This window comes from Pseudoalteromonas sp. MMG022 (genome assembly GCF_021654245.1).
GTDB classification, from domain to species: domain Bacteria; phylum Pseudomonadota; class Gammaproteobacteria; order Enterobacterales; family Alteromonadaceae; genus Pseudoalteromonas; species Pseudoalteromonas amylolytica.
This window is the reverse complement of sequence record NZ_JAKFZQ010000003.1, coordinates 171,182-184,631: the sequence shown is the minus strand read 5'-3', so window position 1 is coordinate 184,631 and position 13,450 is coordinate 171,182. Positions and strand designations below refer to the sequence as shown.

Annotated in this window: 13 protein-coding genes; 5 read left to right on the top strand and 8 right to left on the bottom strand. The window is 42.1% G+C overall.

The features are described from left to right. Positions 1-8: 8 nt before the first annotated feature. The 5 genes from L1070_RS04040 to L1070_RS04020 are packed head-to-tail and all read left to right on the top strand — an operon-like array spanning position 9 to position 5,186. A complete protein-coding gene (locus L1070_RS04040; protein ID WP_070984458.1) occupies positions 9-1,085 on the top strand; it encodes a class I SAM-dependent methyltransferase in 1,077 nt (358 codons plus the stop codon). A 14-nt stretch (positions 1,086-1,099) separates the two neighbouring features. Then, positions 1,100-2,155 (top strand): zinc-binding dehydrogenase, encoded by a 1,056-nt coding sequence (locus L1070_RS04035; protein WP_237124581.1) that lies wholly within the window; start codon positions 1,100-1,102, stop codon positions 2,153-2,155. Next, positions 2,155-3,012 carry a sugar nucleotide-binding protein gene (locus L1070_RS04030; protein ID WP_237124580.1) on the top strand — a complete coding sequence of 286 codons (858 nt, stop codon included), beginning with the start codon at positions 2,155-2,157 and terminating at the stop codon, positions 3,010-3,012. The genes L1070_RS04035 and L1070_RS04030 overlap by 1 nt, the downstream gene beginning before the upstream one ends. Continuing rightward, positions 3,012-4,466 carry a PfkB family carbohydrate kinase gene (locus tag L1070_RS04025; protein ID WP_237124579.1) on the top strand — a complete coding sequence of 485 codons (1,455 nt, stop codon included), beginning with the start codon at positions 3,012-3,014 and terminating at the stop codon, positions 4,464-4,466. The genes L1070_RS04030 and L1070_RS04025 overlap by 1 nt, the downstream gene beginning before the upstream one ends. A gap of 3 nt (positions 4,467-4,469) precedes the next feature. Beyond that, positions 4,470-5,186 carry a nucleotidyltransferase family protein gene (locus L1070_RS04020; RefSeq protein WP_070984449.1) on the top strand — a complete coding sequence of 239 codons (717 nt, stop codon included), beginning with the start codon at positions 4,470-4,472 and terminating at the stop codon, positions 5,184-5,186. A 46-nt stretch (positions 5,187-5,232) separates the two neighbouring features. Here L1070_RS04020 and L1070_RS04015 read toward each other — a convergent pair whose 3' ends face one another. The 8 genes from L1070_RS04015 to L1070_RS03980 all read right to left on the bottom strand — a co-directional run bounded on the left by L1070_RS04015 (position 5,233) and on the right by L1070_RS03980 (position 13,445). Continuing rightward, a complete protein-coding gene (locus L1070_RS04015; RefSeq protein ID WP_237124578.1) occupies positions 5,233-7,305 on the bottom strand; it encodes a 6-hydroxymethylpterin diphosphokinase MptE-like protein in 2,073 nt (690 codons plus the stop codon). Between the two features lie 17 nt (positions 7,306-7,322). Continuing rightward, on the bottom strand, positions 7,323-7,616 hold the full coding sequence (locus L1070_RS04010; protein ID WP_237124577.1) for a hypothetical protein: 294 nt from the start codon (positions 7,614-7,616) through the stop codon (positions 7,323-7,325). After that, entirely contained in the window at positions 7,606-8,034 is a 429-nt protein-coding gene (fliS, locus tag L1070_RS04005) for a flagellar export chaperone FliS (RefSeq protein WP_237124576.1), read from the bottom strand. Before fliS ends, L1070_RS04010 begins: the two co-directional genes overlap by 11 nt. 11 nt (positions 8,035-8,045) lie before the next feature. Continuing rightward, entirely contained in the window at positions 8,046-9,467 is a 1,422-nt protein-coding gene (gene fliD, locus L1070_RS04000) for a flagellar filament capping protein FliD (protein ID WP_237124575.1), read from the bottom strand. A 24-nt stretch (positions 9,468-9,491) separates the two neighbouring features. Then, a complete protein-coding gene (locus tag L1070_RS03995) occupies positions 9,492-9,911 on the bottom strand; it encodes a flagellar protein FlaG (protein ID WP_070984439.1) in 420 nt (139 codons plus the stop codon). 85 nt (positions 9,912-9,996) lie between these two features. Beyond that, on the bottom strand, positions 9,997-10,959 hold the full coding sequence (locus L1070_RS03990) for a flagellin (RefSeq protein ID WP_070984437.1): 963 nt from the start codon (positions 10,957-10,959) through the stop codon (positions 9,997-9,999). Positions 10,960-11,108: 149 nt separating this feature from the next. Then, on the bottom strand, positions 11,109-12,074 hold the full coding sequence (locus L1070_RS03985; protein ID WP_070984434.1) for a flagellin: 966 nt from the start codon (positions 12,072-12,074) through the stop codon (positions 11,109-11,111). Positions 12,075-12,482: 408 nt separating this feature from the next. Further along, on the bottom strand, positions 12,483-13,445 hold the full coding sequence (locus tag L1070_RS03980; protein ID WP_237124574.1) for a flagellin: 963 nt from the start codon (positions 13,443-13,445) through the stop codon (positions 12,483-12,485). Positions 13,446-13,450 lie beyond the last annotated feature (5 nt).

Sequence of the window (13,450 nt, the reverse complement as noted above, 5' to 3'; positions counted from 1 at the left end):
ACACGCTCGTGAAGTGTATTGTTTGCGAACAAATTTCCAGTAATATTACTCACTCTATCACTGTGAGTAAATCTATTGCCTCTGATTGCCGGCCATTGAACTTCGCCGCACAGATACAGCAGTGCCCCCATTGCAAACATTATCAAAAATACGCAGATGAAACTTATCTGACAAACACACAAAGCATCTATTCCAGCTACGCACCATACGATATCAATCAAGGCAAAGAACAACAAAACTACAGCGCTGACGTCCCTTTTACACGTTGTAGTGAGATTTTGTCTATATGTGCTCCCATGCTCCCCGACACAGCGCGATTTCTAGACATCGGCACTGGCAGCGGTGTAATGCTAGAAGCGGCCACACAAAGCTTTAAGCACTGGCAGTTAAATGCCCATGATGTATCAGATCACCAACAACTCAAGTTACAGGAAAAATATAACCTACACGCGTTTTTTTGCGGTGATCTATCACTAATAAACACAGTGTTTGATGTCGTGACATTAGTTCATGTGCTGGAACATGTTCCTACACCCAACGCATTCCTAGCACAGTTATCGTCACGGTTATCAGAACAAGGTATCGCAATAATTCAAGTGCCAAACATCACTGAAAATGAATGGGACTTTGCCATTTACGATCATGTCTCCCATTTTTCAAAAGAAACGCTAGCTAAGCTGCTCAACAAGCACTTTAAACATGTATTCTTTCCAAGCGCACAGCTGAACAAAGAAATCACCGTGTTGGTCTCAAATTCAATGTCATTTGATTCAAACAAACAAGCATGTAAAGACGAACAAAGTAATCCAATCAAAAAGCTGTCAGAAAAGTTGGACATGTTAGCGCAACTCCCTCAATGTTATGTACTGGGTACAGGGCCTGCTGCCTGCTTTTGTGCACATCTGCTTGATAATAGATTTCTGGGGTGGTTAGATGAAGATCAAAGTAAAATAGGTAAGTTCATGGAGAACAAGCAGATTCTACCTGCTAACCGATTATATAACGCACCCATACTACTCCCTTATCCACGGGCACAAATTGAGAACATTTGTGCCAGATTGCCCGACAATCACTACATATATTAAATGGAACAATCAATATGAAAGCTGCTGTATTATTTAAAACTGGTGAACCACTGACTTTAGTCGACAATTTGGTCGCACCCGAGCTGGTTAGCGGTCAAGTCAAAGTCGACATCATATACACAGGTTTATGTCATTCTCAGCTCATGGAAGTAAAGGGACTACGTGGTGAAGACAAGTATCTTCCTCATCTGCTCGGCCATGAGGCCGTTGCCAAGGTCAAGGAAATTGGCCCACAAGTAACAAAAGTACAAGTAGGTGACATCGTCGTTTTGGGCTGGATCAAAGGTGAAGGTTTGGATGCACCTGGCGGTATTTACAGCTACCAAGGCACGAAAATAAATGCCGGTGGTGTGACAACATTTTCACAAGAATCAATTGTCTCAGAGAATAGGGTTGTAAAATTACCCGCTGGTATACCGTACAAATTAGCCATTTTACTTGGCTGTGCACTTCCCACTGGTGCAGGGTTGGTACTCAATCAGCTCAAGCCGCAGCACAACGCTAAAATTGCGGTGTTTGGTTTAGGTGGTATCGGTCTCAGTGCACTTATCACCGCTAGACTGTTCAAACCAAACATGCTTATCGCCGTTGATATTGAACCTAAAAAACTTGAGCTAGCCGGTGCGCTCGGCGCAACACACTGCATCAATGCGCAAGATGAGAATTACCTCGAACAAATTGTCGAACTTACGCAAGGTGGATGTGATTACACAATCGAAGCTGGAGGTACATGTAGCTCAATTGAAGATGCCTTCACAGCGGTAAAAGAGCAAGGTGGAGAATGTATTTTTGCATCTCACCCAGAAGAAGGAGCGACCATACAATTAGAGCCTCACGCATTTCACCGTGGCAAACAAATTATGGGGAGCTGGGGCGGCAGTTCACACCCAGATACTGATATTCCAAAACTCGTAGAGCTGTATAACGAACATAAACTACCGTTTGAAAAGCTACTATCCGACAGCTATAGCTTGGATGAGATAAATCAGGCCTTGCAAGATTTAGATGAGCGTAAAATAACCCGAGCACTCATTGCCGTGAACCCACAACTGGATCCGGATAATGGCTAATGAGTAAAAGCAAAACGCTAATCATAGGTGGTGATGCAGCATTAGGCCGCTACTTGTGTCAACAGGATAATACTTTGCGTTATACATCAAGGCGCAATACACTAGGTGCAATCACGTTTGATTTAGCAAAGCCTGAGCATTTTGACTCTCTTAATCACTTCATTAAGTCGGAACGAATCCAAAACGTGGTCGTGTTAGCAGGCATTACTAGCATAAAGCTGTGTGAACAACAGCGAGAGTACAGTGAATTTATCAATGTTGAGCGCACCAAACTATTGTTAGATATGTTACACACCGCGGGTTGTTTTAGTATTTTTCTATCTACAAATCATGTTTTTAGTTGTAACAAGGCTTATACGCCATGGAATGAGCCGCCTTCTCCGTGTTCTGTGTATGGCCGCCAGAAGCACCAAGTAGAGCAGTTTATTCAATCACACGGTTTAAACACCATGGTAGTCAGGCCTTCGAAAATACTGACTAAACCATTTCAACTTATTGATAACATGGTAAATACCTTAAAACAAAAGCAAACGTTTGATGCCTTTGACGACCACTACTTTTCGCCTGTTTCAGCACCATTTTTCGCGCGCCACATAAACACTATACTTAATAAGCAAACCAGTGGGATTGTTCAAATAAGTGGTGCACAAGATATTTGTTATTACGAGTTTTTAAAAAAGGTGGCTGGCATGCTTAACTTGAATGCAAATTTAATTAATCCAATAAAGGCTGCAACAAAGGGCGTACTAGCAACTAAGTTTGGCACATTGCAGCCATATACCCCTTATCAAGAAACAACGTCAAGTCAGAGTATTGAAGATGCCATCAATGATTACCACTATTTAGGGGAGCGCTAATGGCCAAAACAAAAAAGACAGTGCTCGTTGTAGGCAATTTTGACGTCCTACACCCGGGCCATATTCGGTTATTAAAATTTGCCAAAGAGTGTGGCGATCACCTGATTGTAGCGGTAAATAAAGACGACAATATGAGTGTGAAAAGTCGCGTATCCGAACGCCACCGCCTCGAAATGGTTCAATCACTAGAGTGCGTTGATGAAGCATTTTTAAACGAAGCCGACAGTGTCACCTTAATTAATCAACATCAGCCGTACGCTGTGGTAAAGGGCAAAGAATACGAAGAAAAAGACAACCCTGAATTAGACGCATTAAAAAACTATGGTGGTAAGCTCATTTTTGGCTCTGGAGAGTTTGAGACCAATGCAGAGCAATTTATTCGCCGAACGCCAAGTATTGGTAAAAACTTCGATTATTCGGAAGCTAAGCGCTACGCCAGTCGTCATAACATCACTCTAGAATCAGTATTAGAAGCTTTTGACTCAATAAAGCGACTTAACGTATTGGTCATCGGCGAAGTAATTGTTGATGAATACGTACAAGGTAGCGCCGTGGGCTTATCGCAAGAAGATCCAACTATTGTAATGACGCCTAATAAAACGGATACCTTTTTAGGTGGAGCGGCTATCACAGCGGGACACATCAAGGCCATCGGTGCCAATGAAGTGAGCCTTATTTCAGTACTCGGGGAAGACAGTGCCGCTGACTATGTAACTCAACACATTGATAAATATAATTTGAGTGAACACTTACTGGTTGACAACAGCCGCCCAACTCCGCTCAAAACGCGCTACAGAGCCGGCAATAAAACCCTGCTAAGGGTGAATCAAGTACGCCAGCACAAGATTTCCAAAGAGTTACAAAACACCATTATCGATATTGTTAAGTCAAAGGTCTCTAGTCTCGACTTGTTGGTTTTCTCTGACTTTAACTATGGACTGTTACCACAAAGTTTAGTCGATGCTATTACCCTATTATGCCATGAACACTCAGTAAAAGTAGTCGCTGATAGCCAAACCTCTTCCCAAGTAGGGGATATTTCAAGATATAAAGATATGGATCTTATTACACCGACCGAGAGAGAGGTTCGAGTCGCACTGAACAACCCTGATGATGGCTTAGTTATACTCGCACAAAAGCTGGCTCGTAAATCTGGTGCCAAAAATATTGTTATCACCTTAGCCGAAGAAGGCATTCTGATCCATTTACCCAACAAAGACTTTAGCAACTGGGAAAATGATAACCTTTCAGCTGTTAACAAGCATGCCGTTGACCCTGCAGGTGCTGGAGATTGCTTTCTTGCAGCCAGCTCATTGATTATCGCAGCCAACAAAATGCCTTGGCTGGCCTATTACTTAGGAAGCATTGCAGCAGCTTGCCAGGTCGGCGCTGTGGGTAATACTCCTTTAGATTTTAATGTGCTTAAGAAAGCCGTAATTGACTCATTTGAATAAACTATGAAAGCAATACTATTAGCGGCGGGTTTAGGGACGCGCTTGCGTCCACTCACCAATCATATTCCAAAGTGCTTAGTACCAATTGATGGAGAATGTTTACTTGGTTTGTGGATAGATAAACTCATTCATTTGGGCGTAACTGAAATTCTAATTAACACTCATTATTTCTCACAACAAGTTGAGCAGTATATTGCCAAACACCCTCATCGAGATTTGATAACGCTTGTTTACGAACCTCAATTGCTAGGTACTGGAGGGACATTAATTCAAAATAAGGGGTTTTGGAAAGACGATACATGCTTCGTTATACATGCTGACAACTACTGCCATAGTACACTGACCGATATGCTCCGAGCGCACCAACACAGACCTAAACACACAGACCTGACTTTGTTGTTATTTCAAACGGAACACCCAAGTAGCTGTGGGATAGTAAAGTTAGATAAACATCAGGTTGTCTGTGAGTTTCACGAAAAGGTCGCTAACCCACCCGGTAACTTAGCTAGCGGTGCACTATTTCTCTTTTCGCCACAAGTCTATGAAAAGTATTTTCGCACTTTGTCTGAACAAAAATTCTATGATCTAAGCTCAGATATTGTGCCTAATATGATTAATGCAATGCTAGGTTGGTGTACAGATGGCCCCTACTTAGATATTGGCACTATGGACAATTACAATAAGGCGCAAGAACTACACCGCCAAAGTGGCGGCACTTAGTTTAGCAGTGACAATACCCAAATAAAGGATTGTAGCCAAAATAAGACTACAATCCCCAGTCACATTTGGACTCTATGTTGATTGCATAGTCCTCTTTTATTTCTGTGACATAATCAATCCACAGCTGATTTAAGCCTGCGAATTTTTCTAACGTAAATTGCTCATCTTGATAGCTATATAGCAATGTGAGCAGCGGACAATGGTAATACAGCAATGAGCCTTTAATTAGATGGAACAAGTGTCCTAACGCAGTATCACGATATGCATATACATAACGTTGTTGCCGCTTTAAGTTATCGGCAGCTTGCTCTCTGCTGGTTACAGTTTCATTAGCAATCGATAGAATATTGTCACATAGAGCGTTAAACTTCTCGATAGCTTTATACTGTTCAGTCACCTCATCTACCGGTAGCGAGCTGAAAAAACGTTGCTTGATGCGTTCAACTTCTTCAAGCTTATCTACATCAGACTCAAGATCAATAAGGTCGTCAGCTCGCAGAGGAACCGCATTCGCGATTTTAGCTCCGTTGCCAACATTCATGACACTTGTTACATGATAGTGCTCGATCAACTTTTCCAGCTGCGCATGCGCTATCATAAACAAATCATTAGAGACAACCTCACCATCAAGGTTACCCGGCAATTTCTTGCCCTTAATGGCCATGCTCTTATATCCTTGTGTATCATCATCATTAGACACCTTATAGATACTGTCTTTACTGTGATGTTGGCCATTTTCAGTTTTACCATTATCAACACCGAATAGATAAATATTGCGATATCCCATAAATAAGAAATACGACAATGCAGTATTTGCCACAACGGGATTACAGTATGGTATTTTGGGCAGTGTTCTACCCAATGTTTTCAATGAGATAAGATCCATTAACGAAGTCCCTGCCTCGTTACCCTTAACCGCAACTCCGGACCACTTGTAGCGAAAGTTAGTATCAGGGTACAGCATGTTCAAGCCAAGTAGGTTTACCTGCTTGTACTCATGCTCGGGGAGAATTTCACCAAATATTTTGTAATTTTGATAGGGTCTTTCAACTAACACATGAAAGTCAGTCCGAACCCCTTTTTTGTATAATGACGATATAGAGGTGCCAGCAGATACAACAATGGCCTTATCACAATTGTTTTTAATAAATGTTTCAGCTTCATCTAAAGAAGGCCCATTACCGACAATAAAAATGGGGGTGTCATAATCAATATCTTTGCTTTCTTTGACTAATATCGCAGCTTTATTTCTGACATGATGAATACTGTGCGCCAACCCGGTAATGGCATCATTGTAGAAGCCGTGGCCGAACTGAAATCTAAAATAATCCGAACACCATTTTCTAATCAGCGTATTTACATCTGCACCCGGTGTGTGTTGATAACAAAAGCTGCGAACCAAAGAAAATGCACCAATGTCTTCACCAATTTTCTCAACATCTTGTATAAAAGATAGGTGGTCAGCGCCCAAGTGAAAAAACAAACACCCACCTTGTTCGTCTACCTCTTCAATCACTTCGTACCAGTCAGTACAAAACAGGCTAGCAAAAAATTGCTCAAAGTCTGGCTCTATCAAAAATGTGTAGTCAAATTTAGTTCGTTGCATTAATTGAGGTACATGATAGCCAAGACCAATACCAAAAATAATCGCGGTTGGAAATGAGTCTGGTAACGACTTTATCATTTCTTGGCTATCCTCTCGCACTTTTATCATGTAGCGAGTTAGTTTAGTCATATACTTAGTGTGTATACGGCCGTCTTCTTTTTGAGGATAACCAGTGTAGTCTGTCAAACTGTAAACAGGTGATTGTGTTTGAGCTTGGATCTGCTCTTTTGTTTGCTCAATAGGATCTTGACTATAAAGCAATGCAGACATGCCTTTAGGGATAAAGTTTCCGTGACCACTTTTGGTAACATGTAAACAAAAGTCATCCCTAACTTGGAATGATTTAATTGCATTAGCAATGTCTGGATAGTATTTTTCAAAACACTGAACGTTCTTCTCAAACCTTACATTCGCTTCTTCTGCGAACTTGGCCTCTCGCTGCTGATGTTCAAGTGTTTCAGATAAACGCTGATCAAGCGCTTCTATTTGCTTTTCGAGTGAGTCTTGCTTCATTACATCAACCAGCGATGTTAAGTTTGTTTATAGGCGTTGATTTTCTTTTTATTGCCATGCATTTTCGCTAATTCCGATGCCGTTTTGGAACGTTCATCAGAAAGCGTATTGGAGAGCAACTGCATTTTATCTTGAAGGTTTTGTAGTTCAGAAATCAAGGGATCACCTTCTTTTATTCCCTTGTCAAAGATTTGGCGAAGCTGACTGTCAAGCGCTTTCATAAGCCCTGCGGCGATATCATGTTCACCATTTTTTACTGCCAGCTCAATCTCATTTAGATGTTCACTAAGAGACTTGCCATTATCCTGCATGCGCATCCGCACCATTTTGGCTTAGTGTTTGCTCTCGTACATCATGTGGAATCGCGTCCCATGCTGATTTAATTTCTTTCAGTAAGGTCGATGTTTCTTCTACAAACTTAGCTTCATTTTGTATACTGGCATCCAGTAGCCGATCTAACATGTACGAGTATAGCGCATACAAATTTTCTGTTACTTCACCACCCACTTCAAAGTCTAAACAACCTCTCAGTGCTTCGATTATCGCTGAGGCTTTTGAAATATGCTCAGCCTTTGCTTCAAAGTTACGTTTTTCTATCGCCACCTTAGCTAATACCATTTTTTCAATCGCACCAGCCATCAGCATTTGGATTACTTCGTACCGATCAGCCCCTGCAATTTGCGTTTTTAAAGCTTCTCGTTGATAATTTTTTACTCTCGCATTGTACATAGTAATACCCTCTATGATTTAGCTTTTGTGAAACCTGGCAAATTAGCAAGTTGAGCGCCTAAATACTGCTGAGTCTGTTGCATTTGTGCAAGCAACACATCTAAGCCAGCATATTTCTTACGTAATCGCTCTTCCAGTGATGCCATTCGATACTCATGATTTGCAATATCATCTTCAAGATCATCTAACTGACCATTTAAGTTAGTTTCACGTTCTTTAATCAGGCCACCCGAATCGATATAGCCACTAAGTAACGTCTCAAGTTGTGACGCCACCCCTCCCTCTCCAGCAAAAGCCGTGCCAATATCATCGAAGTTACTGTCCATTGCTTCATTTAGACTTCGTACCAAGGAGGTTTTTTGCAAGTAGCCTTCTTTATCAACACTGATACCAATGTCAAAAATAGATTCAAAAGGCCCTGCATCGGTTAGTGGGGTAGAAAGAGTATTAACCAACTGACCGCTTAATGAACGCATTGACGCATCACCGTTAAGTGGTTTGCCAATTCGAGTTTGAAAACCAATATTACCAATTAGGTTGTTGTAGGCTGTAACAAACTCATCAATCATCTTATTGACTGACTCTCGGTCGTATTCAACGCTCAGTTTCGCTTCATCATAGATGCCTGCTCCAGCTGTTTGTTCACTTTCAGCTAAAGCTTTGATGGTCATATCCTGAACGGCATCTTTAAAAGTGTTCGTGTCACTGTTTACCGTTAACCCATCGACCAAGATAATTGCATCTTGTGCTGATTGCTCTGATGTCATACCACCTGCACCGCCGGCAAAAGCAGTTGTACTGATAGCATCCAGCTCTGCGGTATCTGAGGTCACAGTAAGATCATTAGTATCACCCGTTACGTTCGAGGTTAACACTAGCTTAGAACCTACTGCCGGATCACCGGTGTTCACAATGTTTGCTGTTACGCCAAAGTTATCTGACGAGCTATTGATCGCATCTCGAAGCTCAGACAACGTAGCTCCAGCGTCTAGCGTTAGAGAAAAAGAGTTGTCAGCACCTGCGCCGAAGGTAAGAGTACCTCCAGATGCAGTTACCACATCATCTACAGAAGAAAATGCGGCGTCCGCAGAAACCAACCGACTACCTTGTGCAAGTTGTTGCACTGCAATATCAAAAGTACCGACTGATATATCAGAAGTCGGTGTAACACTAATGATATCTCCTGTAGAGGGCTGTGTTATATTAGCAACACGTTTACCGAAGTTGTCGGGATCAGCTAACTTCTCAACGATGTCCTGCAATTTAGACATGGCCGATTTAACTTCGCCTATTGCCGATAACTCAACCTGAAGCGACTCCTCTTTTTTCATAAAAGAAAGCATTTTCGGGCGATTTTCCGCATCAACTGACGCCTTGATAATACTCTCTAAATCAAGACCTGAGCCAATACCTGCAGATGTAATAAGTGGCATAAACGACCTCCAACTCCAATAATACTAGGCTGTTCTGTCGAACAAAAAGCCCTTTCCATTTAACTTATCGGCAAATTCGTCCAAAGCTTTAGCTACAGCTCTAAACTCTTCCGACGGGATTTCCCTAATCACCTTATCATTATCTCTATCAATCACCCGAATAAACGGAGGATCACCATCTTCATCAAACTCAAACGACAAGTTTGTTGAAGTCACGGGTATAAACTCATTGAGCTTTTCAAGGTTTTGCTTCACCTCGTCAACAAGTTGCTGCCTGTTTTTTTGAGTATCCAGTTGTGAACCTTCTTCCCCAGCTGCTTCCTTTTCAGACTTAGATGGTTTTTCAATCGCACGCGCCGACTCTTGATTTTTCACTTCATTCAGTTGAGATGAAGGAGAAGTCAAAACATTGGCTACTAGATTTGAAGAGTCAAAATCTTTCATTGAACACCTCCTAGACCCTATACATTATAGCATACGCCAAATCCGGATACCTTGCATCCGGACTGGCTGTATACTTCAAGCTAAATTACCCTAATAGCGACAATGCTACTTGAGGTCTTTGGTTAGCTTGACTCAAGATCGAGCTACTAGCTTGCTGCAAGATTTGCATCTTAGTTAGCATTGCTGTTTCTTGTGCAAAGTCAGTGTCTTTGATTCGTGAACGTGCAGATTCTAAGTTCTCAGAAACGTTTGATTGGTTACGAATTGTAGACTGGAATCGGTTCTGCACCGCACCTAGCTCAGCACGTTTCTTATCAACAACTGCGATAAGTTGGTCCATACCCGCTAACACAGCTTGTGCGTTTGCTTGCGAAGACACAGAGATGCCACTTGCAGTGAATACGCCAGAAAAAGAAGCATTGTCCGCCGATGCACCAACCACAGTACTGATAGTACCCGCTACGGCACTTAATGATGCACCTGTAACTGAACTCGCAATCCCCGCGATACCAGAGAGAGTAAAGCCATTGTTTGCTGTTAATGAGTTGGCCGTGCCACCCACGTTTTGCATACTAAAGCCGATTGTTTGGATAGCATCAGCACCAACTTGGAAGTTAGCGTCATAAGTACCGTCCAATAAGTTTTGACCACCAAAGGTTGTATCCGCTGCGACACGGTTTACCTCTGAAGAAAGAGAACGGATCTCTTCTTGAATTGCCAAACGGTCTTCATCAGTGTTTGAACCATTAGATGCCTGTTGCGCTAGCGTACGAATACGTTGAAACATTGATGTTGTCTCGTCAAGCGCACCTTCAGCTGTTTGCGCAAGAGAAATACCATCATTAGCATTTCGAACACCTTGGTTCAGACCATTGATCTGGCCTGTTAAACGGTTCGAGATTTGCATCCCCGCCGCGTCATCTTTCGCACTGTTGATTCTGAAGCCAGATGATAATCTTTTAAAAGATGTATCAAGCGACAGAGCTGAGTTATTCAGCTGTCTTTGTGCGTTCAATGAACTCACATTTGTATTTACATATAAAGCCATAATAGCCTCCGCTTCTTTGTTGGATTGGTGAGTAACGGGATACCCCTACCCTGTTACACCCAAGTTAGAGTCCTAGATTTATAGTTCTCTAAGTCAACTATCGGCTTATGAAGCGGAAGCTTTAGCTTTATTTGTAATTTTTTTTAATTTTATCCTTGTAGCAAGCTCAATGCTGCCTGAGGTCTTTGATTTGCTTGACCTAATATTGTTTGGCTTGCTTGTTGTAAAATTTGGTTTTTAGTCAATTTTGCCGTCTCTAACGCAAAATCTGCATCTTTAATTCGTGATTTCGCAGCTTCTAAGTTCTCAGAAACGTTTGACTGGTTACGAATGGTAGATTGGAAACGGTTTTGCACAGCACCAAGCTCTGCACGCTTTTTATCTACCACGGCAATCATTGCATCCATCCCCGCTAATACGGCCTGTGCATTTGCCTGTGATGACACTGAGATGCCACCTGCTGTAAAGACGTTTGAGAATTCTGCAGCATCTGCCGGCTGACCGACAACATTACTAATGGTTCCAGCAGTTGCACTAAGTGAAGCGCCCGATACGCCACTTGCAACGCCCGCTACACCTGACAATGTAAAACCATTATTGGCAACCATGCTATTTGCAGTAGCGCCCACATATTGCATACTAAAGCCAATGGTCTGGATAGCATCGGCACCTACTTGGAAGTTAGCTGAGTAAGAGCCATCCAATAAGTTTTGACCACCAAAGGTTGTATCAGAAGCAACACGGTTTACCTCGGCTGCTAATTGGCGAATTTCTTCTTGAATTGCCAGTCTATCTTCATCCGTATTCGAACCGTTCGCAGCTTGTTGCGATAAGGTACGTATACGCTGAAACATGTTTGTGATTTCATCCATCGCACCCTCAGCGGTCTGCGCTAATGAAATACCATCGTTGGCGTTTCGGTTACCTTGGTTTAGACCATTGATCTGTGACATTAGACGGTCAGAAATTTGTAGACCCGCAGCATCATCAGCGGCGCTGTTGATACGTAAACCTGAAGATAAACGTTTGAATGACGTATCCAATTCATTGCTTGAATTAGATAGTTGTCTTTGTGCATTCAATGCACTGACATTAGTGTTAACAAATAAAGCCATAACTCATTCTCTCTTTACTAACTCGAACCAACAAATGGGTCCATAAGTTCAAATCGAATACAAGGCGGCATTTTTGTCTATCGCGTTTACTTTAGACGGGGCCAAAAATTGCCGCTTTGCGCATAGAAAAACTTCTTATGTGAGTTAAAGCAAAACATGGGCCAACTTGTTTAAGTGGCAAAATAGTTTATTCAAGGCGAGAAAAAAGGGGCTGTATAGCCCCTTTTAAAAGTTTGAGAGTGAGTGTCAATAAATTAGCATAAACATTGGCATAGCTTATGCTTATAAATACTTGTTCATTGAATTTGTGAACAAACTTGGATTTAAAGTACTCCGCTTTTTTGTCCAAACACGGTGTCCGCGTTAATACCCCATTAAGCGCGGACACCCCTTCTAATCTTTTCCCTATTATCCTAGTAGACTTAAAGCAGCCTGTGGACGTTGGTTAGCTTGGCTCAAGATTGTTTGGCTAGCTTGTTGTAAGATTTGCATCTTAGTTAGGTTTGCCGTTTCTTGTGCGAAGTCTGTATCTTTGATACGAGATTTAGCAGCCGATAAGTTCTCAGAGATATTTGACTGGTTACGAATCGTTGATTGGAAACGGTTTTGTACAGCACCTAGCTCAGCACGTTTCTTATCTACTACAGCGATTAACTGGTCCATACCTGCAAGTACTGCTTGAGCATTTGCTTGTGAAGATACAGAGATACCACCTGCTGTAAACACGTTAGAGAACTCTGCCGCATCAGCTGATTGACCAACTACATTACTGATAGTACCCGCTGTTGCACTTAATGATGCACCTGTCACAGCACTGGCAATACCTGCAATACCTGATAATGTGAAACCGTTGTTGGCAACTAGCGAGTTAGCTGTACCACCTACGTTCTGCATACTAAAACCAATGGTTTGAATCGCGTCAGCACCAACTTGGAAGTTTGCTGCATAAGAACCATCTAAAAGGTTTTGACCACCAAAGGTTGTATCAGCAGCAACACGGTTAACCTCTGAAGATAGAGAACGAATCTCTTCTTGGATTGCTAAACGGTCTTCATCAGTGTTTGAACCATTCGCCGCTTGTTGTGAAAGTGTACGAATACGTTGGAACATTGATGTAACTTCGTCCATCGCACCTTCAGCAGTTTGTGCTAGTGAGATACCGTCGTTTGCGTTACGGTTACCTTGGTTAAGACCATTTATCTGTGAAGTCAAACGGTCAGCGATTTGTAGACCTGCTGCATCATCAGCTGCGCTGTTGATACGAAAGCCTGAAGATAGACGCTTAAATGATGTATCTAAAGCGTTACCTGAATTGTTTAATTGTCTTTGTGCGTTCAACGAACTTACGTTAGTATTTACATAAAGTGCCATGATAG

Bases quoted from the DNA above. Each gene is read 5' to 3' on its own strand.
- L1070_RS04035 (WP_237124581.1), top strand. From the start codon at position 1,100: ATGAAAGCTGCTGTATTATTTAAAACTGGTGAACCACTGACTTTAGTC.
- L1070_RS04030 (WP_237124580.1), top strand. From the start codon at position 2,155: ATGAGTAAAAGCAAAACGCTAATCATAGGTGGTGATGCAGCATTAGGC.
- L1070_RS04025 (WP_237124579.1), top strand. From the start codon at position 3,012: ATGGCCAAAACAAAAAAGACAGTGCTCGTTGTAGGCAATTTTGACGTC.
- L1070_RS04020 (WP_070984449.1), top strand. From the start codon at position 4,470: ATGAAAGCAATACTATTAGCGGCGGGTTTAGGGACGCGCTTGCGTCCA.
- L1070_RS04015 (WP_237124578.1), bottom strand. From the start codon at position 7,305: ATGAAGCAAGACTCACTCGAAAAGCAAATAGAAGCGCTTGATCAGCGT.
- L1070_RS04010 (WP_237124577.1), bottom strand. From the start codon at position 7,616: ATGCAGGATAATGGCAAGTCTCTTAGTGAACATCTAAATGAGATTGAG.
- fliS (WP_237124576.1), bottom strand. From the start codon at position 8,034: ATGTACAATGCGAGAGTAAAAAATTATCAACGAGAAGCTTTAAAAACG.
- fliD (WP_237124575.1), bottom strand. From the start codon at position 9,467: ATGCCACTTATTACATCTGCAGGTATTGGCTCAGGTCTTGATTTAGAG.
- L1070_RS03995 (WP_070984439.1), bottom strand. From the start codon at position 9,911: ATGAAAGATTTTGACTCTTCAAATCTAGTAGCCAATGTTTTGACTTCT.
- L1070_RS03990 (WP_070984437.1), bottom strand. From the start codon at position 10,959: ATGGCTTTATATGTAAATACAAATGTGAGTTCATTGAACGCACAAAGA.
- L1070_RS03985 (WP_070984434.1), bottom strand. From the start codon at position 12,074: ATGGCTTTATTTGTTAACACTAATGTCAGTGCATTGAATGCACAAAGA.
- L1070_RS03980 (WP_237124574.1), bottom strand. From the start codon at position 13,445: ATGGCACTTTATGTAAATACTAACGTAAGTTCGTTGAACGCACAAAGA.